Origin of the sequence: Arthrobacter sp. PsM3 (genome assembly GCF_030433895.1) — a bacterium.
Classification (GTDB): Bacteria; Actinomycetota; Actinomycetes; order Actinomycetales; family Micrococcaceae; genus Arthrobacter.
Genome location: NZ_JARUXE010000040.1, coordinates 1 through 21,131, shown reverse-complemented (window position 1 = coordinate 21,131; position 21,131 = coordinate 1). Strand labels below are relative to the sequence as shown.

The 21,131-nt window shown below is 68.3% G+C and carries 18 protein-coding genes; 8 read left to right on the top strand and 10 right to left on the bottom strand.

All coding sequences use genetic code 11. The features are described from left to right. Positions 1 to 3: 3 nt before the first annotated feature. Positions 4 to 732, bottom strand: coding sequence for a response regulator (locus QCD75_RS17960; protein WP_301230773.1), 729 nt, complete (start codon positions 730 to 732; stop codon positions 4 to 6). 412 nt (positions 733 to 1,144) lie between these two features. Here QCD75_RS17960 and QCD75_RS17955 point away from each other — a divergent pair, with 412 nt between their 5' ends. Beyond that, a complete protein-coding gene (locus QCD75_RS17955; protein WP_301230772.1) occupies positions 1,145 to 1,597 on the top strand; it encodes a universal stress protein in 453 nt (150 codons plus the stop codon). An 84-nt stretch (positions 1,598 to 1,681) separates the two neighbouring features. Here QCD75_RS17955 and QCD75_RS17950 read toward each other — a convergent pair whose 3' ends face one another. From QCD75_RS17950 to glgC, 3 genes are all read right to left on the bottom strand, one after another. Then, complete coding sequence (locus QCD75_RS17950) at positions 1,682 to 2,152, bottom strand: pyridoxamine 5'-phosphate oxidase family protein (RefSeq protein WP_301230771.1); 471 nt, start codon at positions 2,150 to 2,152, stop codon at positions 1,682 to 1,684. An 88-nt stretch (positions 2,153 to 2,240) separates the two neighbouring features. After that, positions 2,241 to 3,704: an SDR family NAD(P)-dependent oxidoreductase gene (locus QCD75_RS17945; protein WP_301230770.1), complete on the bottom strand. Its 1,464-nt coding sequence runs from the start codon at positions 3,702 to 3,704 to the stop codon at positions 2,241 to 2,243. 60 nt (positions 3,705 to 3,764) lie between these two features. Beyond that, the gene (glgC, locus tag QCD75_RS17940; protein ID WP_301230769.1) at positions 3,765 to 5,180 is read right to left on the bottom strand and encodes a glucose-1-phosphate adenylyltransferase; all 1,416 of its coding nucleotides are present in this window, start codon (positions 5,178 to 5,180) and stop codon (positions 3,765 to 3,767) included. Positions 5,181 to 5,281: 101 nt separating this feature from the next. Between glgC and glgA the strand changes: the two genes are divergently transcribed. Then, the gene (glgA, locus tag QCD75_RS17935; RefSeq protein ID WP_301230768.1) at positions 5,282 to 6,487 is read left to right on the top strand and encodes a glycogen synthase; all 1,206 of its coding nucleotides are present in this window, start codon (positions 5,282 to 5,284) and stop codon (positions 6,485 to 6,487) included. Positions 6,488 to 6,592: 105 nt separating this feature from the next. On the opposite strand, the gene QCD75_RS17930 is transcribed toward glgA, so the two are convergent. Together QCD75_RS17930 and QCD75_RS17925 are read right to left on the bottom strand one after the other, a co-directional pair. Further along, positions 6,593 to 8,767, bottom strand: coding sequence for an acyl-CoA dehydrogenase family protein (locus QCD75_RS17930; RefSeq protein WP_301230767.1), 2,175 nt, complete (start codon positions 8,765 to 8,767; stop codon positions 6,593 to 6,595). Next, positions 8,764 to 9,606, bottom strand: coding sequence for a TetR family transcriptional regulator (locus QCD75_RS17925; RefSeq protein WP_441005513.1), 843 nt, complete (start codon positions 9,604 to 9,606; stop codon positions 8,764 to 8,766). The genes QCD75_RS17930 and QCD75_RS17925 overlap by 4 nt, the downstream gene beginning before the upstream one ends. A 68-nt stretch (positions 9,607 to 9,674) precedes the next feature. Between QCD75_RS17925 and QCD75_RS17920 the strand changes: the two genes are divergently transcribed. The 3 genes from QCD75_RS17920 to QCD75_RS17910 are packed head-to-tail and all read left to right on the top strand — an operon-like array spanning position 9,675 to position 13,384. After that, positions 9,675 to 11,126, top strand: coding sequence for an acetyl-CoA C-acetyltransferase (locus QCD75_RS17920; RefSeq protein ID WP_301230766.1), 1,452 nt, complete (start codon positions 9,675 to 9,677; stop codon positions 11,124 to 11,126). Between the two features lie 9 nt (positions 11,127 to 11,135). Continuing rightward, positions 11,136 to 12,476: a 3-oxoacyl-ACP reductase gene (locus tag QCD75_RS17915; protein ID WP_301230765.1), complete on the top strand. Its 1,341-nt coding sequence runs from the start codon at positions 11,136 to 11,138 to the stop codon at positions 12,474 to 12,476. After that, positions 12,473 to 13,384 carry a MaoC/PaaZ C-terminal domain-containing protein gene (locus QCD75_RS17910; protein WP_301230764.1) on the top strand — a complete coding sequence of 304 codons (912 nt, stop codon included), beginning with the start codon at positions 12,473 to 12,475 and terminating at the stop codon, positions 13,382 to 13,384. Before QCD75_RS17915 ends, QCD75_RS17910 begins: the two co-directional genes overlap by 4 nt. Before the next feature lie 4 nt (positions 13,385 to 13,388). Here the strand turns inward: QCD75_RS17910 and QCD75_RS17905 are convergent, their stop codons facing one another. The 4 genes from QCD75_RS17905 to QCD75_RS17890 form a co-directional block, all read right to left on the bottom strand. Further along, on the bottom strand, positions 13,389 to 14,456 hold the full coding sequence (locus QCD75_RS17905) for an FUSC family protein (protein WP_301230785.1): 1,068 nt from the start codon (positions 14,454 to 14,456) through the stop codon (positions 13,389 to 13,391). A gap of 133 nt (positions 14,457 to 14,589) precedes the next feature. After that, positions 14,590 to 15,654, bottom strand: a complete 1,065-nt coding sequence (locus QCD75_RS17900; protein ID WP_301230762.1) for a glutathione S-transferase family protein — start codon at positions 15,652 to 15,654, stop codon at positions 14,590 to 14,592. A 30-nt stretch (positions 15,655 to 15,684) separates the two neighbouring features. After that, complete coding sequence (locus QCD75_RS17895) at positions 15,685 to 16,443, bottom strand: M50 family metallopeptidase (protein WP_301230760.1); 759 nt, start codon at positions 16,441 to 16,443, stop codon at positions 15,685 to 15,687. After that, positions 16,440 to 16,826, bottom strand: a complete 387-nt coding sequence (locus tag QCD75_RS17890) for a TraR/DksA family transcriptional regulator (RefSeq protein WP_301230759.1) — start codon at positions 16,824 to 16,826, stop codon at positions 16,440 to 16,442. The genes QCD75_RS17895 and QCD75_RS17890 overlap by 4 nt, the downstream gene beginning before the upstream one ends. 180 nt (positions 16,827 to 17,006) lie before the next feature. Here QCD75_RS17890 and QCD75_RS17885 point away from each other — a divergent pair, with 180 nt between their 5' ends. The 3 genes from QCD75_RS17885 (at position 17,007) to QCD75_RS17875 (ending at position 20,769) form a co-directional block, all read left to right on the top strand. Beyond that, complete coding sequence (locus QCD75_RS17885; RefSeq protein ID WP_301230758.1) at positions 17,007 to 17,543, top strand: hemerythrin domain-containing protein; 537 nt, start codon at positions 17,007 to 17,009, stop codon at positions 17,541 to 17,543. Between the two features lie 9 nt (positions 17,544 to 17,552). Continuing rightward, positions 17,553 to 19,709 carry a 4-alpha-glucanotransferase gene (malQ, locus tag QCD75_RS17880; protein ID WP_301230757.1) on the top strand — a complete coding sequence of 719 codons (2,157 nt, stop codon included), beginning with the start codon at positions 17,553 to 17,555 and terminating at the stop codon, positions 19,707 to 19,709. Positions 19,710 to 19,794: 85 nt separating this feature from the next. Further along, positions 19,795 to 20,769 (top strand): alkaline phosphatase family protein, encoded by a 975-nt coding sequence (locus QCD75_RS17875; RefSeq protein WP_301230756.1) that lies wholly within the window; start codon positions 19,795 to 19,797, stop codon positions 20,767 to 20,769. Positions 20,770 to 21,131 lie beyond the last annotated feature (362 nt).

Sequence of the window (21,131 nt, the reverse complement as noted above, 5' to 3'; positions counted from 1 at the left end):
CGGCTAGCGGACCCTGTGGGCCCGGCTCTCTTCGCCATGGCCCCCGGGGGGTGCGGGGGAGGAGGGGCCGGCGATGAAGACCGCCGCCTGGGTCCGCCGTTCGAAGCCCAGCTTGGCGAGCAGCGAGGAGACGTAGTTCTTGACAGTTTTTTCCGCGAGGAACATTTCCGCGGCAATCTGGCGGTTCGTGAGCCCGCCGCCCACCAGCTCCAGCACCCGCCGCTCCTGGGGGGTGAGAGCCGAGGTCCGGGGGTCCACTTCGTCGGCCTCGACCAGGCTGTCGACGATGCCCGCGGCGACGCCCTCCGCGAAGAGCGACTCACCTGTGGCCGCCCGGCGCAGTGCACCGATCAGGTCCGTGCCGCCGATTTCTTTCAGGACATAGCCGCTCGCGCCGGCCAGCACGGCCCCGCGCAGCGCCTGCTCGTCGTCAAAGCTTGTCAGGATGATGCAGTTCAGTGAGGGGTCCACCGAGCGTACGTCGCGGCAGACTTCAATTCCGGTCCCGTCCGGCAGCCGGGCGTCGAGGACACAGACATCCGGATGAAGGGCAGGGATTCGTCGGGTCGCCTCGACGGCGGACCCGGAACTACCCACCACGACGAAGCCCTCGCCCTCGAGGAGCTCCTGAAGTCCGCGCCGGACGAGTTCGTGGTCATCCAGGATGAACACACGGATGACGGACGGCGCCCCGTCGGGTGCAGCGAGACCTGCATCTGCCCAGGCAATCATGATTCTCCTGTCCGGCAGCTTGCGCTGCCATGTATGGTGCGGTGCTCCCCAGCCTGCTCAACGGATCGCGGCAGCGGGTCATGCATGCTGCATCCATTGTCGTTCAGTGTCGCCAACGCAAACCCAATGTCTTTCATTGTTGCTGACGCAGCTGGCTCGGTCGCCACTCCAGCTGACCCCACGCTCCCCATTGTCCGGTCATTGGACCGGTCCGGTCTCGTGGCCCGTCCAGCAGCCGTCCGCGTTGCCGACGACTGCAATAATCCTCCCCGCCCGGGACCCCGACAAGGGTCCTTGGTCCTGCCGGGACAGGGGCCGCCCCATTTCCCCATGACCTTTGGCCCTACCTCCTCCCGTGACCGGAGCGGCATTGTAGGCTGGACGCGCCAGCTGTATGACGAAGGGATCTGCCATGACCGAAGCCAGGGACATCCGGACCATTGTGGTGGGGGTTGATGGTTCCGATGCGTCGGTGGAGGCGCTGCGGCTGGCCCAGAGCCTGGCCGTGCCGCTCTCAGCGAAGCTGGTGGCGCTGGCCAGCTGGGACGTTCCTCCGGTCTACGACGGTTATGTTGCCATGGGCATTGACGACTTCGACGTGCGGGCCGGGGAGATCCTGCAGGAGACGGTGGAAAAGGCCTTCGGGGCGGAAAAGCCGGCCAATGTCGAGTCCCGCCTCGTCCAGGGACACCCCCGGCACACCCTGATCGACGCCAGCCGGGACGCCGACATGCTGGTGGTGGGTCGCCGCGGACACGGAGGCTTCGGCGGAATGCTGATCGGTTCTGTCAGCTCGGCCCTCGTGGCCCATGCCCATTGCCCGGTCCTGGTCGTCCATTCACCGGCAGCCAAGGCAAACAAGTAGTCCTCAGCTTCCCGGGCGGACCGCCCGGGAAGCTCCGATTCGAGCGCCAGCCCTCTTCGAAGCCGGCCCTCTTCGAAGGATGTTCTATTCGAAGGATGCCCGGCGGGGATCCGAAAGCCGGGTGCTCCACAGGTCCGGGTTGTTGACTGTGAACCGGCGCCCCGTCAATGCCTTGGGGGAAAGCCGGACGTAGTAGTCCTTGTCTCCCGGCTGCCACGGTTCCAGCAGCAGGGCGTCGACGGCGGCTTTCTCCTCCCGGCTTTCGATCAGCACGGCCTCGCCGCGGGCCACCACGCTCCAGGCCTGCTTTTCGTGGGTATCGTAGCCGTCGATTTCGAAGGCGACGGGCTTGGCCGTCATCGCCGCCCACAGCTTGGTGCCCCCGGCGGTGCGGAAGACAATAGAGCGGCGCTCCAGCGCGAAGTTCACCGGAAAGATTTCCGGATGGCCGTCCACGATCAGGGCGATCCTCCCCACGACCTCGGTGTCCAGCAGTACCCAGCACTGGTCAATGGACAGTCCGAATTCGGGCGCAGGTGTCGTCTCTGTGTTCATGTGGACCCACGTTACGTACTGTCCGGTTCCCTCATTAGGGCCATAAGGCCCGTAGCCCGCGCCGGAGGACTCTGCTACGGGCAGCGGGCTACCAGGGGCTGGGCTTGTAGTCCTTCAGGAAGACGCCGAACTGGTCCTCGCCTGACTCGCCCATGACGATCGGGTCGTAGACCCGGGCGGCCCCGTCGACGAGGTCCAGGGGGGCGTGGAAGCCCTCCTCCATCAGGCGCACCTTCGTGTAGTGCGGGCGCTCATCCGTGATCCAGCCGGTATCGACGGCGGTCATCAGGATGCCGTCGGCGTCGAGCATCTCCTGGGCGCTGGTCCTGGTCATCATGTTCAGCGCCGCTTTGGCCATATTGGTGTGCGGGTGGCCGGGACCCTTGTAGGCGCGCGAGAACTGGCCCTCCATGGCGCTGACGTTCACGATGTACTTCCGCCGCGCGGTGGAGCGTTTCATGGCCCCGCGGAGCCGGCTTACCAGCAGGAAGGGGGCGGTGACGTTGCACAGCTGGACTTCGAGCATTTCGAGGGGATCCACTTCGTCCACCACCTGGGTCCAGCTGTTGATGCTGGCCACGTCCGGAACCAAGCCGCCGGCGTCAATCGCGGTGCCGGACGCGATGCGCTCCAGCGACGCGGAGCCGGTGGACAGCGCCAGCGAGGTGATCGCGTCCCCGGCCAGGACCGGGTGCTCCAGCACGGTGCTGGCCAGGGCCAGCGGGTGCTTGTCGTGGGCGTGGCCGAAGGTCACGAGTTCCGGGCCGCCGTTGGCGGCCTGGAGGGCGGCGGGCAGGGGCTCGTCCTCGGCGTCGACCAGCGGCTTGTACGCGTTGCCGGAGCGGCGCACGGTCTGGGCTGCGTTGTTGATGATGATGTCGAGCGGGCCCGCGGCGTCCAGGGAATCGGTCAGGGCCATGACCTGGGACGGATCGCGCAGGTCGATGCCGACGATCCGCAGCCGGTGCAACCACTCGCCGCTGTCCTCCATGGCGGCGAAGCGCCGGGCTGCGTCCTTCGGAAAGCGGGTGGTGATCGTCGTGTGGGCGCCGTCGCGGAGCAGCCGCAGCGCGATGTACATGCCGATCTTGGCCCGCCCGCCGGTCAGGAGGGCGCGGCGCCCGGTCAGGTCCGTGCGGGCGTCGCGCTTGCTGTGGCTGAAGGCCGCGCAGTCCGGGCAGAGCTGGTGGTAGAACGCGTCCACCTGGGTGTAGTGCTGCTTGCAGACGTAGCATGGCCGGGACTTGATCAGGTGCCCGGCGATGCTCCCCGTCGTGGAGGGGGCGAGCTTGTTGCCGCGGGTTTCATCGTCGATCCGGTCCGGGGCCGCCGTCGCGGTCTGGGCGATCACGGCGCGGTCCGCGTCCGCGATCAGATCGCGCTTGCTGACCCGCCGGTGGCGCTTGACGGCCTTGAACATCTTTCCGGTGGCGCGCCGCACCGACACGTAGTCCGGGTGCTCCTCGTCGTAAACGTGGATGGTGTTCAGGACCTTCATGCAGGCCTGGATTTCCTCGGGCGTCAGATCGGACGGCAGATCGGGGGAGCTCATTGCCCCAATTTTACAGCCTGCGGGGAGCCCGGGCCGACGCCGGGCCCCCGCTGCGGCAGATCAGCCCTGGGGGGCGTTGGTGGAACGTGGGCCCATGACGCCGACGGCGGCGGCCTGGACTTCGGCGACCTTGTCCACGGAATCCCGCAGGGCAGGCCAGTGCTCGGTGGCGGCCCTGACCGCATCCGGCACCAGGATCAGGTTGGCGGCCGACAGCTCACGCTCGGCATCGCCGGGCTCCGGAACGAGCTGTCCCTTGGAAAGCACCGTGATGCCGGAATCGGTGACCTTGAAACCGCGGGCCCGGTCCAGTTCGTGGTCGAGGCCGATCGCGGCGCCGGCCGGGACCTTGACGTTCTTGTCGATGATGGCACGCTTGACGACGGCGCCTGCACCGATGTTGACCTTGTCCATCAGCACGGAGTCGAGCACCCGGCTGGAGGTTCCGACATAGACGTCGTTGGAAAGCACGGAGCCTTCCACGATGCCGCCGGAGATCACGGTGCCGCTGGCGACGATAGAGTCCAGGGCGGTGCCGACCGTGTTCTTCGGGCCACGGACAAACTTGGCCGGCGGGGAGATGCTCTGCCGCGTGTAGATCGGCCACTCCGAGTTGTAGAGGTTGAACACCGGCACGGGCGAGATGAGGTCCATGTGCGCATCGTAGAACGAGTCGATGGTGCCGACGTCGCGCCAGTAGGTGCGGTCGCGTTCGGTGGAGCCGGGGATCTCGTTCAGGGTGAAGTCGTAGACGCCGGCCTCGCCCTTGTCGACGAAGTAGGGAATGATGTCCCCGCCCATGTCGTGCTTGGTGTCCAGCCGCTCGGCGTCGACGTGCAGGGCGTCGACGAGCGCGTCGGCATTGAAAACGTAGTTGCCCATGGAGGCGAGGAACTGGCTGGGGTCGGCGGCGAGTCCCGGCGTGGAGGACGGCTTCTCGACGAAGGCCGCGATCTTCTCCGGGTTGTTCTGGTCCACTTCGATGACACCGAACTGGTCGGCCATGTGCAGCGGCTGGCGGACGGCCGCCACGGTGGCCTTGGCGCCGCTGGCGACGTGCTGGTCGACCATCTGGGCGAAGTCCATCCGGTAGACGTGGTCTGCGCCCACGACGACGACGATGTCCGGGTTGGCGTCATGGATGAGGTTCAGGGACTGGTAGATGGCGTTGGCGCTGCCGAGGAACCAGCTCTTGCCCACCCGCTGCTGCGCGGGGACGGAGGCGATGTAGTTGCCCAGCTGCGTGGACATCCGCCAGGTTTCGGAAATATGGCGGTCCAGGCTGTGCGACTTGTACTGGGTCAGGACAACGATCTGCAGGTAGCGGGAATTGACCAGGTTGGATAACGCAAAGTCAATGAGCCGGTAACTTCCCGCGAACGGCACGCCGGGTTTGGCCCGGTCCGCCGTCAGTGGCATGAGCCGGTTTCCCTCGCCACCTGCGAGGACGATGGCCAGAACTTTTTTATTCGGCATATGGTCGCTCCTGAACGCCTTTGTACTTCCCCAAAACAGTCCGGCACGCCCGAACGTCTTCACACTAGATCAGTTCCACCGTAACGACTACCTTGGGGTTTGTGCGTATAGACATTGTGACCAAAGAATTCCCGCCCGAAATCTATGGCGGCGCCGGGGTGCACGTGGCCGAGCTCAGCAGGGTGCTGGCCCAACACGTGGATCTGCAGGTGCGCGCCTTTGGCGCGCCCCGTGAGCCGGAGTACCACGGTGCGACGGTGACGTCCTATGCCGTGCCCGAGGATCTCGGCGGGGCGAACGCCGCAGTGCAGACCCTGGGGGTTGATTTGCGGATCGTCCCGGACATCGCCGGCGCGGACCTGGTGCACTCCCACACCTGGTACGCCAACATGGCGGGGCATATTGCCTCCCTGCTGCACGGCATTCCGCATGTGCTCAGCGCCCACAGCCTGGAACCGTTGCGTCCGTGGAAGGCCGAGCAGCTCGGCGGCGGCTACGCCCTGTCCTCCTGGGTGGAAAAAACCGCCTACGAGGCAGCGGCCGCGATCATCGCCGTGTCCGAGGGCATGCGCCAGGACATCCTGCGCAGCTACCCCGAGGTGGACCCGGCCAAGGTCAAGGTGGTGCACAACGGCATCGATGTCAGCCAGTGGAACCGGGATGAGGGTGATGACATCATCCGCGGACTCGGCATTGATCCGGAGCGGCCCACCGTTGTCTTCGTGGGCCGCAACACCCGGCAGAAAGGCGTACCGTACCTCCTGCGGGCCGCCGCCAAGCTCCCGGCCGAAGTCCAGCTGGTTCTTTGCCTGGGTGCCGCGGACACTCCGGAGCTGGCGGCCGAGACGGCCCGCCTGATCGAGGAGCTCCAGAGCCAGCGCAGCGGCGTCATCCTGATCGAGCGGATGCTGCCCCGCAACGAAGTCGTCCAGGTGCTCAGCCACGCGACCGCGTTCGCGTGCCCGTCCATCTACGAGCCGCTGGGCATCGTGAACCTCGAGGCGATGGCCTGCGGCGCCGCCGTGGTGGCCAGCGCCACCGGCGGAATCCCCGAAGTGGTCCAGCACGGCGAGACCGGACTGCTGGTTCCGATCGAGCAGGTCACGGACGGTACGGGCATCCCCCTGGACCCGGAGAAATTCGTCACCGACTTCGCCGCGGCGCTTATCGAGGTGGTGTCCAATCCCGAGCGGGCACGCGCCATGGGTGAGGCCGGCCGGCGCCGGGCCGAGGAGCACTTCTCCTGGGAATCCATCACGGAAACCACCCTCGAGGTCTACCGCTCGGTGCTCCCCGCGGGTTCCTGACCGCCGGCACCGGAAGGGCCGGCACGGAAAACAGACACAAAAGAGCAGACAACGACGGCGCCGCCCCGGCCAATGGGGCGGCGCCGCCGTCGTAATCCCGCAGGGTCAGGCGCCGCGCGCCTTTGACCCGTGTGACCCGTGGCTCCCGCGGGCCAGCAGGATTTTCTCGTCCACCGGGGCATCGCCGCTGGCTCGCTGCGCGCGGAAGTACCCGCGGGCTTCGTCCTGGCGGACTCTTTCGGCTCCCGTGGCGATCTCGGCGCGGAGGTGTTCGGGGCCGAACCCGAAGGCGTCCACCAGGTCCAGTGCGTGCGGGCGGATCTTCACAAGCAGGCGGTTGATGTAGTCGCCCAGGGTCCGGGCACGCTGCATCGAAAGCCGGCCGTTCATCAGGTACCAGGACAGGTTTTCCTCGATCAGGGACAGCCCGAAGAGGTCGCGCAGCCAGGTCAGGACTTTCCTGGTTCCCGGGTCGGTGACCTTGCCGAGGGCTGCGGTGAAGGCCTCCCATTGCAGCAGTTCGGCGTGCGCCTGGGCAGCTTCGATGAGTTCGTTCTGGTGGCTGTTGAACAGGGCCGCCCCCTGCTGCTGCGGCAGTTTGTTGGCGCCCTTCAGGGCCGAGCCGACGTCGGCGACCATGGTCTGCACCCGGTCGGTCAGCAGGGCGCGCTGGCTCGCTTCGTCCTTGATCGCGATGGCCGCCTTCTGCGCGGACCCGGTATCGGCCATGAACTGGGCGACGCCGCGCAGGCCGGTCCGGTGGATAGCGGCATCCGTGGCCTGGCCGACCACGTAGCGGGTGAGCACCCCGAAGTTCACGTTCCGGAATTCCTTGGCGTAGTCGGCCAGCAGCCGCTTGGCGACCAGCTGCAGCAGGACGGTGTTGTCACCTTCGAAGGTGGCGTAGACGTCGAGGTCGGCGCGGAGCGAGGCAAAGCGGTTCTCGATCAGGAACCCGGCGCCGCCGCAGGCCTCGCGGCATTCCTGCAGCGTGTCGAGGGCGTGCCAGGTGCTGAGCGGTTTGAGGGCCGCGGCGAGGGTCTCCAGGTCCTGGCGGTCCTCGTCCGTGTCGGCGCGGCCGGAGAAGACGTCGTCGAATTTCTCCAGGAGCTGTTCGCTCGCGAAACCCGCGGCGTAGGTCCTGGCCAGACGGGTGAACAGCCGCCGCTGGTGCCGCTGGTAGTCCAGCAGCACTTCCTCGTCGGTCTGCGACGACGCGTTGAACTGGCGCCGTTCCGTGGCGTACTGGATCGCCGTTTTCAGGGCCAGCTTCGAGGCGGTGACGGCAGCACCGTCGAGCGAGACGCGGCCCTGGACCAGGGTGCCGAGCATGGTGAAGAAGCGGCGGCCCGGGCTTGCGATGGGGGAGCTGTAGCTGCCGTCGGCGTCGACGTTGCCGTAGCGGTTCAGCAGGTGGGTGCGCGGGATCCGGACGTGCGTGAAGTGCAGCCGGCCGTTGTCGATGCCGTTCAGCCCGCCCTTGACGCCGTCGTCCTCGCCGCCGATGCCGGGCAGGAACCCCTTGGTTTCCGGATCGCGGAGGTCCATGTAGAAGGCATGGACACCGTGGTTCACGCCGCCCGTCACGAGCTGGGCGAAGACGACGGCGGCGAGGCCGTCCGTGGCGGCGTTCCCGATGTAGTCCTTCCACGCCGCGCGGAACGGCGTGTGCACCACGAATTCCTCGGTCGCCGGATCGTAGGTGGCGGTGGTGGCGATGCTGGCGACGTCCGAGCCGTGCCCGGTCTCGGTCATGGCAAAGCAGCCGGGAATGTCCAGGTTCATGATGCCGGGCAGCCACTTGGCGTGGTGCTCCGCGGTGCCGAGGTGGTTCACGGCAGAGCCGAACAGGCCCCACTGGACTCCGGCCTTGATCTGCAGCGAGGGGTCGGCGATGACGAGCTCCTGGAAGCCGGCCACGTTGCCGCCGTGTTCGTCGGCGCCCCCGACGGACGCGGGGAAGGCGCGGTGCACGGCGCCGTTCTCGACCAGGATCCTCAGCTGGCCGAAGACGCGCCGGCGGTGTTCGGTGTGCGTCAGGCCCTCTGCCTTGTGCAGCTCCGGCCGCGCCGCCAGTGCCCGTGCGGTCCGGCGAGTGTCGGCCCACTTTCCAAGGAGCAGCTCGCCCAGCGCCGCGACGTCGACGACAGGGGCCGGCGCTCCGTTCGTGGCCGCCTTGGCGGCTGCCGCCCGGGGAGCAGCGGCTTTGCGGGACGCAGCGCGCGTCGGAGCAGGCTTCTTCGAACTGGCGCCCGCAGGGCGGTCGACTATTTCGGTCATGTCGTTTCCTTCTCTGGTTCTGACAAGTCGGTGGTGGCGTCATGTTGGTGGTGGCGACGCGGCTCGACGAAGCCGGGTTGGTCCGGCCCTGCGGAGTCCGTTCCTGCGGATGACCGGGCCGGCTGCTCCGGAACGGGAGCCGTGCGGAGTTCGGGGGCAATCCCGAGGCACAGCCAGTCGGTAATCTGGCGCGCCATCGCCTCCTGGTCGGGCTTGGCAGGGGAGGCCGGGCTGGCGAGCCATTGTTCGCCGGCGTTCCGGACCAGGCCGATCGCAGCGTTCGGCCAGTAGCCGATCACGGCCTCGCGCCCGGCGGAGTCCCCGAGGTGGCTGCGCATGGGCCGGGCGATCATGTCGCTGATCGCGGCAAAAAAATGGCCAAGGGCACCCGCAGTGGCGATGGTTCCGGTCGTGGCGTCCGCTTCCCCGGGGGTGTAGCGCGTGACGAATGTGTATACGTTGGGGCTGGTTTCAGCCATCTGCAGGTAGGCGGAGACCATCGCGAACAGCCCCTCACGGGGAGTCTGGGCACTCTGGGCAGCCTCCTGGATCCGGCGCTGCATCTGGCTCAGCACCACCTCGCCGACAGCCTGCTGCAGCCCGGCCTTGTCGCCGAAATAGCGGTAGAACACGGATTTGGAGGTTCCCGCCGCGGCCGCTATGTCTTCCATCGAGGCGTCGCTTCCGAGCGCGTGCACGGCCCTGCGGGCCGACTTTATCAGCTCCCGGCGGCGTTCCTCCCGGTGCGACTGCCAGCGCGAGGCGCGGCCGTCCACGCCGCCGCCACCGGCGGCAGCGGAGCCGGCCGGGTTACCGCCGGGAAGACCTGTCTGGGGGATGTTCACGATACCCAGCGTATCAGGTACGCTGGGTATCGGTAACCCGCTTTGATCGAAGGAGACAGCCCATGTCCGTCAACGGACAGTCCGCACCCGGACCAAAGGATTCGACCCCCACAGCGACCCCCGCAGCAGCGCCTGCTTCCCCCCACGGGCCGGCCGCCCCGGCGGCCGCCCCGGCGGCCGGCCCGGTCGGAGGAAGAGCTGCGGCACCGGCATCGGCCCAGCTGCGCAAGGCGGTCATCGTGGGCGGCAACCGCATTCCTTTTGCCCGGACCGGGGGCGCGTATACCAAGTCCTCCAACCAGGACATGCTGACGGCTGCCCTGGACGGGCTGATCGCACGTTTCGGGCTGCAGGACGAGCGCATCGGGGAAGTCGGCGCCGGCGCAGTGCTCAAGCACTCCCGTGACTTCAACCTGACGCGTGAAGCCGTGCTCGGCTCCGCCCTGTCCGCTGAAACCCCGGCCTACGATCTGCAGCAGGCCTGCGCCACCGGACTGGAAACGGTCCTCGGCCTGGCCAACAAGATCAAGCTCGGACAGATCGATTCGGCCATCGCCGGCGGCGTCGACTCCGCCTCGGACGCCCCCATCGCCGTGAGCGAGGGCCTGCGCGAGGTGCTCCTTGACCTGAACCGTGCCAAGTCGCTGCCGCAGCGGCTGCGGGTCCTCAGCCGCCTCCGTCCCAAGGATCTCGCCCCGGACGCTCCCAACACGGGCGAACCGCGCACCGGCCTGTCCATGGGCGAACACCAGGCGCTCACCACGGCGCAGTGGAAGATCACCCGGGAGGCCCAGGATGAGCTGGCCTTCAACAGCCACCGCAACCTGGCAGCCGCCTACGACGCGGGCTTCTTCGATGACCTGCTCACCCCCTACCGGGGACTCACCCGTGACTCCAACCTGAGGGCCGACACCAGCCTCGAAAAACTGGCCACCCTTAAGCCCGTCTTCGGCAAGAACCTGGGCTCGGCGGCGACCATGACGGCCGGCAACTCCACCCCGCTGACCGACGGGGCATCGACCGTGCTGCTCGCGTCCGAGGAGTGGGCGGACGCCCATGACCTGCCCAAGCTGGCCACCGTCGTCGACGGCGAGGCGGCGGCTGTCGACTTCGTCCATGGCAAGGACGGCCTCCTCATGGCACCGGCCTTCGCGGTGCCGCGGCTGCTGGCCCGCAACGGGCTCAGCCTGGACGACATCGACTTCTTCGAAATCCATGAGGCCTTCGCCGGAACGGTACTGAGCACCCTGGCCGCGTGGGAGGACGAGGACTTCGGCCGGACCCGGCTGGGCCTGGACGGAGCCTTCGGCAGCATCGACCGCTCCAAACTCAACGTCAACGGCTCCTCCCTGGCGGCCGGCCACCCCTTCGCGGCCACCGGCGGACGGATCGTCGCCTCGCTCGCCAAGATGCTGCACTCCAGAGGCCGGGTAGACGGCCGCCCTGCCCGCGGACTCATCTCCATCTGCGCCGCAGGCGGCCAGGGCGTCGTCGCTATTCTTGAAGCACACTAGGGGGATCCGATGACTGACATGTACACGCAACTGGTGAGCCGGGGCCCCGGCAGGGACATCGCCAGGAAGCTTGGGCTGCCCCAGCCGGTGGTGCTGCGCCGCTACCTGCCGGACCAGCCGCTGATCACCGGGCCCGTCCTGGTCCAGGGTGCCGGCTCCGGCGCGGATGAGCTGGCCGCGACCCTGCTCTCCTGGAACCTCGATGTGCGCCGCCACGCGGTGCCGAAGGAAAAACTCGGCGCCATCATCCTCGTGCTCGATGAGCTGGGCCGCCCGGAAGACCTCGCCAGGCCGGTGCTCACCGCAGCCACCTCACTGCGGGACCTGGCCCCCAATTCCCGCGTCATCACCGTCTCCCGCACCGCCGCTGACACTGCAGACCCTGCCGTCGCGGCCGCCCGCCAGGGTGTGGACGGGCTGCTCCGCTCGCTGGCCAAGGAGCTCCGGGCCGGGGCCACCGGCAACGGCATCCTGCTCGCCGGCGGCGTGCGCACCACAAGCCCCAGCACCCTCGGCGCACTCCGGTTCTTCCTGTCCGGCCGCTCGGCATTTGTCGACGGCCAGTTCCTCACCGTCAGCTCCGCCGAAGGGCAACTGCCGGCCCACGCCGGGAAGCCACTGGCAGGCAAGGTCGCCGTCGTGACCGGCGCCGCGCGCGGAATCGGCGCGGCGATTGCCCGCACCCTGTACCGCGACGGCGCCACGCTCGTCGTCGTTGACATCCCGGCGGCCGGTGACCACCTCGCCGCGGTGGCCAACGAGGTGCGCGGCACGGCGCTGCAGCTGGACATCAGCCGGACGGATGCCGGGCAGCGGATCATCGACCACGCCGTGGAACGCCACGGGCGGCTGGACATCGTGATCCACAATGCCGGCATCACCCGGGACAAGCTGCTGGCCAACATGGACGAAGGGCGCTGGAACTCGGTGATCGCGGTCAATATCGCCGCGCAGCTGCGGATCAACGAAGCCCTGCTGGCGTCCGGACACTTCCGGAGCTCCCCGCGGATCGTGTCCGTCGCCTCCACCAGCGGCATCGCCGGCAACCGCGGCCAGACCAACTATGCCGCCTCGAAGGGCGGCGTGATGGGCATGGTCCGGGCCACGGCACCGCTGATCGGCACGCACGGCGGCTCCATCAACGCCGTCGCCCCCGGCTTCATCGAAACCGAGATGACCGCGAAGATCCCGTTCGCCGTCAGGGAGGTGGCACGCCGGCTCAACTCCCTGCAGCAGGGCGGCCAGCCGGGCGACGTCGCCGAGGCCATCGCGTTCCTCGCCAGTGACGCGGCCGGCGGCATTTCCGGCGAGGTTTTGAGGGTCTGCGGGCAGAACCTGGTGGGAGCATGACCTCTTCGCAGCCGGTCATCCTGGGCGAGATGCCGTCACTGTCGAAGCTGTACCTGAATGCGGCAGCGGCCGCGGCCCGCCGACGGGTGCTGGGCACCGACGAGGGCGCCGGGCTCCCGGAAACACGGCATGAGGTCCGCGACGTGAAGGCGGCGGTGGAGAACCTCACGGCGTACCAGCACCTCATCGGTGAGACCGCGAGCGATGTGCTGCCGGCCGGTTTTGTCCATGCGCTGGCGTTCCCGCTGGCCATGAGCGTGATGAACCGGGATGATTTCCCGCTGCCGCTGCTGGGGATGATCCACCTGGAAAACCGCGTGGTGCAGTCCGCACCCAGCCGCTTCACCGAGGCCCTGGACATCCGGGCGTGGGCGGAGAACCTGCGCGGGCACCGGTCCGGCAGCCAGCTGGACCTCGTCACCGAGGTGCGCGGGGCGGGAGAGGAGGGCGTCCGCTGGCGCGGCGTCTCCAGTTACCTGGCGAAGGGTGTGTTCCTGCCGGGGATCGACAAGCCCACCGCTGCTGCGGTCCCGGCGGGTTTTGCGGCGCCGGATCCCACCGCACTGTGGCAGCTGGGTGTGGACACCGGGCGCGCCTACGCGGCCGTGTCCGGCGACTTCAACCCGATCCACCTGAGTGTCCTCTCGGCCAGGGCCCTGGGGCTGCGCCGGTCGATCGCGCACGGCATGTACCTGGCATCGAGGGCACTGGCGGACGTGGGTGCCGCAAAGGGCGACGCGTTCAGCTGGAGTGTTTCCTTCGAGGCGCCGGTATTCCTACCGGCCCGGGTGGCGCTGGACATCAGCACCGTGGAGGGGACTGACGGGGCGTGGGAACGCTCCGACTACGTCGCCTGGAACTCACGGTCCGGACGCAAGCACTTCAGCGGAGCGGTTGCCGCGCTGTAGACGGTCAGCCGCTGACAGCCGAGGTCTTGACCACCCGCAGCATCCGGTGCAGGCTCATCAGGATCGACTCGACCGCGCTGGGGGCGTCGGTGGCCGTTTGCTCGGCTCCGGTCCTTCCCGTCAACGCTTTGACGGAAGAGTCGGCCGCCTCGACCAGCTCCAACTGCTTCTCCGGGCTCTCTTCCTCGACTGAGCGCAGGATGTCACCCACGGCAGACATGGCGTCGGCAAGCGGCGCAGCATATTCATCCGGCACCACAAAGGGTGTGTCCTTGGCCCAGATGACATCCGAGAGCACCTGCGTCACGTCCTGGACGTGGAAGGTCACCCGTTCGAGGTCGCGCAGGTTGCGGTAGTCCAGTCCGATGTCCCGGGGGTGGAGCCGGCGCCGGGGGTTCGCCCGCCGGCTGGCGTCCGCCTTCTCCACGGCCAGCCGGACGGCGCGGGCGGAGGATTCGAGCGAGTCGGATCGCTTGGACCAGTCCTCGTGTTCCGGCGGCCAGCTCTCCTTCAGTGCCTTGGCCATGTCCCAGAGCTGCTGGGCGAGTGCCAGGCGCAGTTCCGCGATGCTGAGCTCGGCAGCGCGGAAGTGCAGCGGCGGGAAGACCAGCAGGTTCACGAGGATGCCCACGGTGACGCCGGCCCCCATCTGCAGGAGGTAACCGAAGGAGAACTGGTCCGGGTTGTGGCCGCCCACGAGCAGGACCAGGAGCGCCGCCGTCGGGATCCAGTCCCGGCCCGCGCCAATCTTCGGGAGTCCGGCCAGGACAACGCCGAAGGCCATCACGATCCCGACCGTCAGCGGTGACGGGCTGCCGAGGATGAACAGCACGAAGGCCAGTCCAATCCCGATTGCCAGCCCCGCGAGCGTCTGGGCTCCCTGCTTCATGGAGCCGGCGACGTTCTCGTACATCGCCACCAGGGCGCCCAGCGGAGCGTAGTAGGGGTAATCGGCCGCGGAGCCGGGCATCAGCGGGGCGATGGCGAAGGCAATGCCCGCGGCCAGTCCCGCCTTCATGGCCAGCTGCAGCCGTGGCCACAGCAGCGCCGTGGAGACGTTGCCGGCCAGCATCCGCCACAGCCGCCGGAACAAGGAGGGGCCTCCGGTGTGCCTTACCTCTTCTGTTGTAGTCATCCCCGCTCACCCTAGGCTGGAGATATTGCTGCGACAAGTGGACGAACCCCGGCCGGGCAGGGCGTTCCGGTCAGTCCGCCCCGTGCCCCGGGGCCACTTCCTCCCCGGCCCGCACCGGGCCGGGCGGCGTTCCATCGCCGAAGGGGCGTCCGCCGAGGGCTTCGCGGCCGTGTGCGGTCAGCCAGTTACCGAGCTCCGGCCCCGCGGGAACGATCCCGGTGGGGTTGATGTCCTCGTGGACGATGTAGTAGTGCTGCTTGATCTGCACGAAGTCGGTGGTGTCGCCGAATCCGGGCGTCTGGAACAGGTCCCGGGCGTAGGCCCACAGCGCGGGCATTTCGCTGAGTTTCTGCCGGTTGCACTTGAAATGCCCGTGGTAGACGGCGTCGAAGCGCGCCAGTGTGGTGAACAGGCGGACGTCGGCCTCAGTGATCGTGTCGCCCACGAGGTACCGCTGGCCGGTAAGGCGTTCCTCCAGCCAGTCCAGGGCGGTCCAGAGCCGGTCGTAAGCGGCGTTGTAGGCCTCCTGCGAGCCGGCGAAGCCACAGCGGTAGACACCGTTGTTCACTTCGGTGAAGACCCTCTTGTTGACCGTGTCGATCTCCGCGCGCAGAGCCTCCGGATACAGCTCCGGCGCGCCCGGGCGGTGGTACGCGGTCCACTCGGTGGCGAAGTCCAGGGTGATCTGCGGGAAGTTGTTGGTCACCACCTGGCCGCTGGCGACGTCGACAATGGCCGGGACGGTGATGCCGCGGGGATAGTCCGGGAACCGGCGGAAGTAAGCCTCCTGGATCCGCTCCATCCCGAGCACCGGGTCCTTGCCGCCTGGATCCAGGTCAAACGTCCAGGAGCGCGCATCATGGGTGGGCCCGGGCTGGCCGAGGGAAATCGCGTCCTCCAGGCCAAGGAGCCGCCGCACGATCACGGTCCTGTTCGCCCACGGGCAGGCGCGGGCCGCAACCAGCCGGTAACGTCCCGGCTCGACCGGCCAGCCGGGCTCACCGTTCCGGCCGGGGGCGCCGTCGCGGGTGATCCGGTCCTCGATGTAGTTGGTGTCCCGGGTGAACTCCTCGCCGCCGGTGACGTAGGAACCCTTTGTGCTGAATCCGGGGTCGTCCGTGTGTGTTTGGCTCATGGTCCCAGCCTATGCCCGGACACCGAGGGGTCACGGCAGCCTTGCGTCCTGCGTTGCTGCGAAAACCAGTGACATCGGCTGCCAGGCAAACCACCAGGCGGCACCGACGACCGCGGCGAACAGCACGATCCATACGGCTGCTGGGAGGTGGGTGGCCCGGGCGAGCAGATAGGCGTCCGAGGTCGCCAGCCGGTCCCGGTGCCGCAGGTGCACGTTGCCCAGCTTTCCGAGGTCCCGGACGGCGGCGACCAGCAGTGCCAGGCCGAGCACGATCATGACATGGCCGGTGAATTCCGGCGGGACGAACAGCACCAGCAGCACGGCGGCCAGGACCGCGCCGGCGGTGATCAGCAGCCCGATGCCGTTGCGGATGAACAGGAACGAGACCAGCAGGATGATGGTCCCGACCGACATCGCCGCCGGGCCCCAGCCGTTGAAACCGCTCCAGACCATGGCGGCGCCGACGACGGCCGGGACCGGGTAACCCCAGAAAGTGGACCACACAGCCGCCAGGGGGCGCCGGCTGTAAGTGGTGGTAGTGCCCGAGTGGTCCAGGCCCAGGCGGATGCCGCCGAGGCGCTGCCCGGTCATGAGCGCCGCGAAGGCGTGGCCGAGCTCGTGGGTTACGGTGGCCAGCAGCCCGAAGTACCGCCAGGTCACCCGCGGCAGGGAAAGCGCGACCGCGACCAGGATCACCAGGGCGAGTTCAGCGCCTGTGACCTGCGGAACCGGGGACTGGGTGAATCCGGCAACGATCCGGGCCCACCAGGTTTCGGCAGCGCCGGTCATGGTGTGGTCCGTGCACTGGCCCTGGAAGGGCCGGCAGGGCCCGAGCTGTGCCTGATGCAATACGGTGTCCAGGGCCTGGCCTCCAGCCGGCCTTCCGCGATCTCTTCGCCGCAGACTTCGCAGCTGCCGTATCGGCCGGCATCGATCCGCGCCAGGGCTGCCTCGATCTGCGCCAGGCCCTGGCGGCTCTGCTCCAGCAGTGCCGACGCCTGGGAGAGCTCGAAGGCAATCGTCGCGCCCTCGGGATCGTGCTCGTCATCGACGTTCGAGTCCTGCCGGGCGGCGTTCACCGAGGTGATGTCCTGGCGCAGAGCGGGAAGGAGGGCAAGCTTCCGGCGGCGCTCCTCGTGCAGGAGATTCCGGAACCGTTCGACGTCGACCATAGGCTGCAAGGCTAGCGCGGACGCCGCGGCCGCGCCTAAAGCCCGCCGTCGAAACCGCAACCGGCCGGAGCCGGGGTGGGCCGAAAGGCCCGGGGTCCGGGGGAGTCACCGCCGTACAGTGGGGAGGGGGAGCCTGCGTGCCCTAGTGCGCGCCCCTATCCAGCAGACCCAGGAGGCGTCATGGATCAGCCAGCGGCCAACACCCAGAAAGACCCCGACGAGGAAGCTGGAGCCCTGGCGGCGGTGGAGCAGCACCATGCGGGCATGCTCAAGCGACTCAACGCGCTGACGGCGACGCTCACCCATGCGGTCCGGTCCGGGGACACCGTGGCGGAGCACGATGCCCATGAGGTGCTGGTGGAGTGGTGCGAGAACGATCTCGTTCCCCATGCGCTTGCAGAGGAGGGTCCACTGTATGGAGGACCCCGGAACATGCCGCAGGGCCGGCTGCTGGTGGAGGGGATGCTGGCCGAGCACCAGGTGATCGTGGGCCTGGTCGAGGAACTGAGGGGCTCAACCGGGGTGGATGCCGCCGTGGCTGCCGGCTCCATCCGGAACATCTTCGCCCTGCATCTGGACAAGGAGAACAGGCTCCTGATGCCGTTCATCGCGGCGTCCCCGGAGCTGTCGCTCGCGCGCGCCGTCGAGGGCCTGCACGAACTGGTCGGGGAAACCCGCATCCATCAGCATGGGACGGTGCACGGGGACAACGTCTAGAGTGGCCCCATGGCGGATGAAACGGACCACGACAACGCGACCAGCTCAGCCGCACTGCTGCGCGAACTTGCGGCAGCCCACGGCGTGGGGACCTCCTACTGGGGGTGGGACGGCGTCGAACGCGCCGTAACAGACCGCACCCTGCGTGGCGTCCTCGCCGCGCTGGGTGTCCCTGCCGGGGAAGCGGAAGAGATGCAGCTGTCCCTGGCTGAGGCCAGGCTGGCGCCGTGGCGCCGTTTGCTGCCGCCGGTCGCCGTGGCCCGTGAGGGGCAGGAGCTCCACGTCCACGTCCATGTCCCGCAAGGGAGCACCGTCAGCGTGTGGATCGCTGCCGAAGACGGCAGCAGGTACGAGGCAACGCAGCAGGAGAACTGGGACGAGCCGGTCGTCGTCGACGGCGTCCTCACGGGACGGGCCACCTTCGCGGTCCCGGACCGGCTTCCGCTCGGCTGGCATACCCTGCTGGCGGACAACGAAGGCACGGCAGCCCAATGCCCGCTCGTCGTCACACCCCAGCGGCTCCAAACGACCGAGGCCCTCGCCGGGCGGCGGAACTGGGGACTGACCGCCCAGCTCTATTCGGTGCGGTCCTCCCGGTCCTGGGGCATTGGTGACTTCGCGGATCTCGCGGACCTCGCGACGATCACCGGCCAGGACGGCGCCGGGTTCCTGCTGGTCAACCCCTTGCACGCCGCCGAGCCCCGGCCGCCGGTCGAAGATTCCCCGTACCTGCCCACTACACGGCGCTACTTCAACCCCCTCTACCTCCGGGTGGAGGAGATCCCCGAATACGGCTACCTCGACCCGGCCGGCCGGGCGGAAGTGGAGCGTCTGGCCGCCCGGCAGCACGCCGCGAACCACTCCACCGCGCTGCTGGACCGGAACTCCAGCTACGGGGCAAAACTGACCGCCCTGGAGCTGGTTTTCGCGGTTCCGCGCGACCCCGCCCGCGCCCGTGCCTTTGCGGAGTTCTGCGCCGGGGAGGGGCAGGGGCTCGACGACTTTGCGTTGTGGTGCGCCCTGGCCGAGAAGCTGGCCCCGGAGGCTCCACACTGGGCCGGGGCTGCGTCCGCACCGGACACCGTCTACTGCAAGGAGCAGCGGGCCCTGCTCGCCGGGAGGATCGAATTCCACCGCTGGCTGCAATGGCTCTGCGACCAGCAGCTGGAAGCCGCCCAGCGCTCGGCCCGGCGGTCGGGCATGGAAATCGGCGTCATCCACGACCTTGCGGTCGGCGTGAAACCGGGCGGGGCGGACGACTGGTCGCTGGCCGGGGTGCTGGCCCGGGGCGTCACGGTCGGCGCGCCGCCGGACATGTTCAACCAGCAGGGCCAGGACTGGACCCAGCCGCCCTGGCACCCGGGCCGGCTCGCGGAATCGGGGTATGCCGCCTACCGGGACATGCTCCGCACGGTGCTGCGCCATGCCGGCGGGATCCGGGTGGACCACATCCTGGGCTTGTTCAGGCTGTGGTGGATCCCGGAGGGAGCCGGGCCGGGGGAGGGCACCTACGTCTATTACGACCACGAGGCGCTGATCGGAATCCTGGCCTTGGAGGCGCAGCGGGCCGGAGCGGTGGTCATCGGTGAGGACCTGGGGGTATTTGAGCCCTGGGTGCGGGACTATCTGGCGGGCCGCGGGATCTTCGGCACCTCGATCCTCTGGTTCGAGCACGACGCCGACGGCCCGATCGCGCCGGAACGGTACCGGCAGCAGTGCCTGACAAGTGTCAACACCCACGATCTGCCGCCGACGGCCGGGTACCTGGCCGGCGAGCACGTCACGCTCCGCGAATCCCTGGGACTGCTGCAGCGCCCGGTGGCAGAGGAACGCGCCGAGGCCGCTGCCGAGCAGCAGGCGGTGTTCGGACTCCTGCGGGAGCGCGGTCTGCTGCCCGGGACGGGGCACCAGGATGTCCGGCGCACCGTCGAGGCGCTGTACGCCTTCACCACCCTGACGCCCTCGTCCCTGCTGGGCGTCGCGCTGGTTGATGCGGTGGGCGAAACCCGGACCCAGAACCAGCCCGGGACCAGCACGCAGTACCCCAACTGGCGGATACCCCTGGCCGGTCCGCGGGGACCCGTCCTGCTTGACACGCTGCAGGACGACCCGGGCTTCCGGTCGCTCGTCGGCACCATCAAGTCCGCGCTGCACGGGGAGGCGTGAAGGTGTTGGGGCGCCCAATGCTCCCGGGGCGGCCCGGGACTACCGGCCCATGCCAGGGCATTCCGTCCCCGGTTAGCATGTAGTGATGAGGCGCGTGGGCAGACCTTTCCTGGCCGCCATCCTGGTGCTGGGTCTGGCCGGCTGCACGGCACCCGTGCCGGCCCCGACGGCCTCACCGTCGTCGAACAGCCCGACGGCGTCGAACGGCCCGACGTCGCCGGCCATCCCCCCTCCGACCGGATCGGCACCCTCCGGATCCGCACAGGCGGCCGCGATCGATCACGTCGTCATTATCGTTATGGAGAACAAAGCCGCCAGCCGCATTCTCGGAGCCGACGACGCGCCCTACCTGAACAGCCTCGCGCGGGAGAACGCGGTGGCAGCCAACTACCATGCGATCACCCGGCCCAGCCTGCCGAATTACCTCGCCCTGACCAGCGGCACCACCGCCGGCATCACGAGCGACTGCCATCCCGCGGCAAACAGCTGCGAGGCGGACGTGCGCACCATTGCCGACGAAATCAGCAGCTCGGGGCGGCAATGGCGGATGTACGCCGACGGGATGCCCGAACCCTGCCAGGCCGAGGACTCCGGTCGATACGCGGTGAAGCATAATCCGTTCATGTATTACCCCTCGGTGACCGACGACCGGGCGTTGTGCACCGACCGCGTGGTGCCCTTCAGCCGGCTGGACGCAGACCTGAAGACCGACCGAAGCCTCCCGGACTACGTGTTCATCACTCCCGACATGTGCAACGACACCCACAACTGCCCGGTGTCGTCCGGCGACGACTGGCTGTCCCGGCAAGTCCCGAAAATCCTCGCCGCACCTGCGTTCACCACAGAGAACTCCCTCCTCGTGGTCACCTATGACGAGGGCGACGGTTCGAGCGACCAGATTGCCGCGGTCTTCGCCGGACCTGCCGCGCGGAAGGGCTACACCTCGGAAACCCGCTTCACGCACTATTCCCTGCTGCGCACGATTGAAGACGCCTGGGGCCTGAATCCGCTGACGGACAATGACCGGAATGCCGCGGGCATGGCCGAACTGCTGAAATAGCCGGGTCCAGCTGGCTGCAGCAGGACCCCGCTGATACTGGCTGCGCCGGGCGTCCTTGGGAGATGGACTGCTCCCGCACTCGGCCGCGTCTGCGGATTACCAGCGCACTGTCCGTTTACGCACGGACCGGAAAGACTGTTACGGCCATCGCCGCAGGCCTTTCGACCCGGACTCCAGGTCAAATGCGGGTCGGGCAAGAAGCCGTGAGGACGCCGGTTGGGCATCTTGATGCGTCTGATCTGGGGCAGGACGAGGCGGAACTTTCCCCCGGTGCGGCGCAGGCATGCCTAGCGGGTAGATGGGTACAGCGCCTCAGCGGCGCAGTATGGTGCTCATCTGGCAAGGGTGAAGACCACCTTGTA

Excerpts from the sequence above, each read along its gene's own strand:
- QCD75_RS17960 (WP_301230773.1), bottom strand. The coding sequence starts at position 732 with ATGATTGCCTGGGCAGATGCAGGTCTCGCTGCACCCGACGGGGCGCCG.
- QCD75_RS17955 (WP_301230772.1), top strand. The coding sequence starts at position 1,145 with ATGACCGAAGCCAGGGACATCCGGACCATTGTGGTGGGGGTTGATGGT.
- QCD75_RS17950 (WP_301230771.1), bottom strand. The coding sequence starts at position 2,152 with ATGAACACAGAGACGACACCTGCGCCCGAATTCGGACTGTCCATTGAC.
- QCD75_RS17945 (WP_301230770.1), bottom strand. The coding sequence starts at position 3,704 with ATGAGCTCCCCCGATCTGCCGTCCGATCTGACGCCCGAGGAAATCCAG.
- glgC (WP_301230769.1), bottom strand. The coding sequence starts at position 5,180 with ATGCCGAATAAAAAAGTTCTGGCCATCGTCCTCGCAGGTGGCGAGGGA.
- QCD75_RS17930 (WP_301230767.1), bottom strand. The coding sequence starts at position 8,767 with ATGACCGAAATAGTCGACCGCCCTGCGGGCGCCAGTTCGAAGAAGCCT.
- QCD75_RS17920 (WP_301230766.1), top strand. The coding sequence starts at position 9,675 with ATGTCCGTCAACGGACAGTCCGCACCCGGACCAAAGGATTCGACCCCC.
- QCD75_RS17915 (WP_301230765.1), top strand. The coding sequence starts at position 11,136 with ATGACTGACATGTACACGCAACTGGTGAGCCGGGGCCCCGGCAGGGAC.
- QCD75_RS17910 (WP_301230764.1), top strand. The coding sequence starts at position 12,473 with ATGACCTCTTCGCAGCCGGTCATCCTGGGCGAGATGCCGTCACTGTCG.
- QCD75_RS17905 (WP_301230785.1), bottom strand. The coding sequence starts at position 14,456 with ATGCTGGCCGGCAACGTCTCCACGGCGCTGCTGTGGCCACGGCTGCAG.
- QCD75_RS17900 (WP_301230762.1), bottom strand. The coding sequence starts at position 15,654 with ATGAGCCAAACACACACGGACGACCCCGGATTCAGCACAAAGGGTTCC.
- QCD75_RS17895 (WP_301230760.1), bottom strand. The coding sequence starts at position 16,443 with ATGACCGGCGCTGCCGAAACCTGGTGGGCCCGGATCGTTGCCGGATTC.
- QCD75_RS17890 (WP_301230759.1), bottom strand. The coding sequence starts at position 16,826 with ATGGTCGACGTCGAACGGTTCCGGAATCTCCTGCACGAGGAGCGCCGC.
- QCD75_RS17885 (WP_301230758.1), top strand. The coding sequence starts at position 17,007 with ATGGATCAGCCAGCGGCCAACACCCAGAAAGACCCCGACGAGGAAGCT.
- malQ (WP_301230757.1), top strand. The coding sequence starts at position 17,553 with ATGGCGGATGAAACGGACCACGACAACGCGACCAGCTCAGCCGCACTG.
- QCD75_RS17875 (WP_301230756.1), top strand. The coding sequence starts at position 19,795 with ATGAGGCGCGTGGGCAGACCTTTCCTGGCCGCCATCCTGGTGCTGGGT.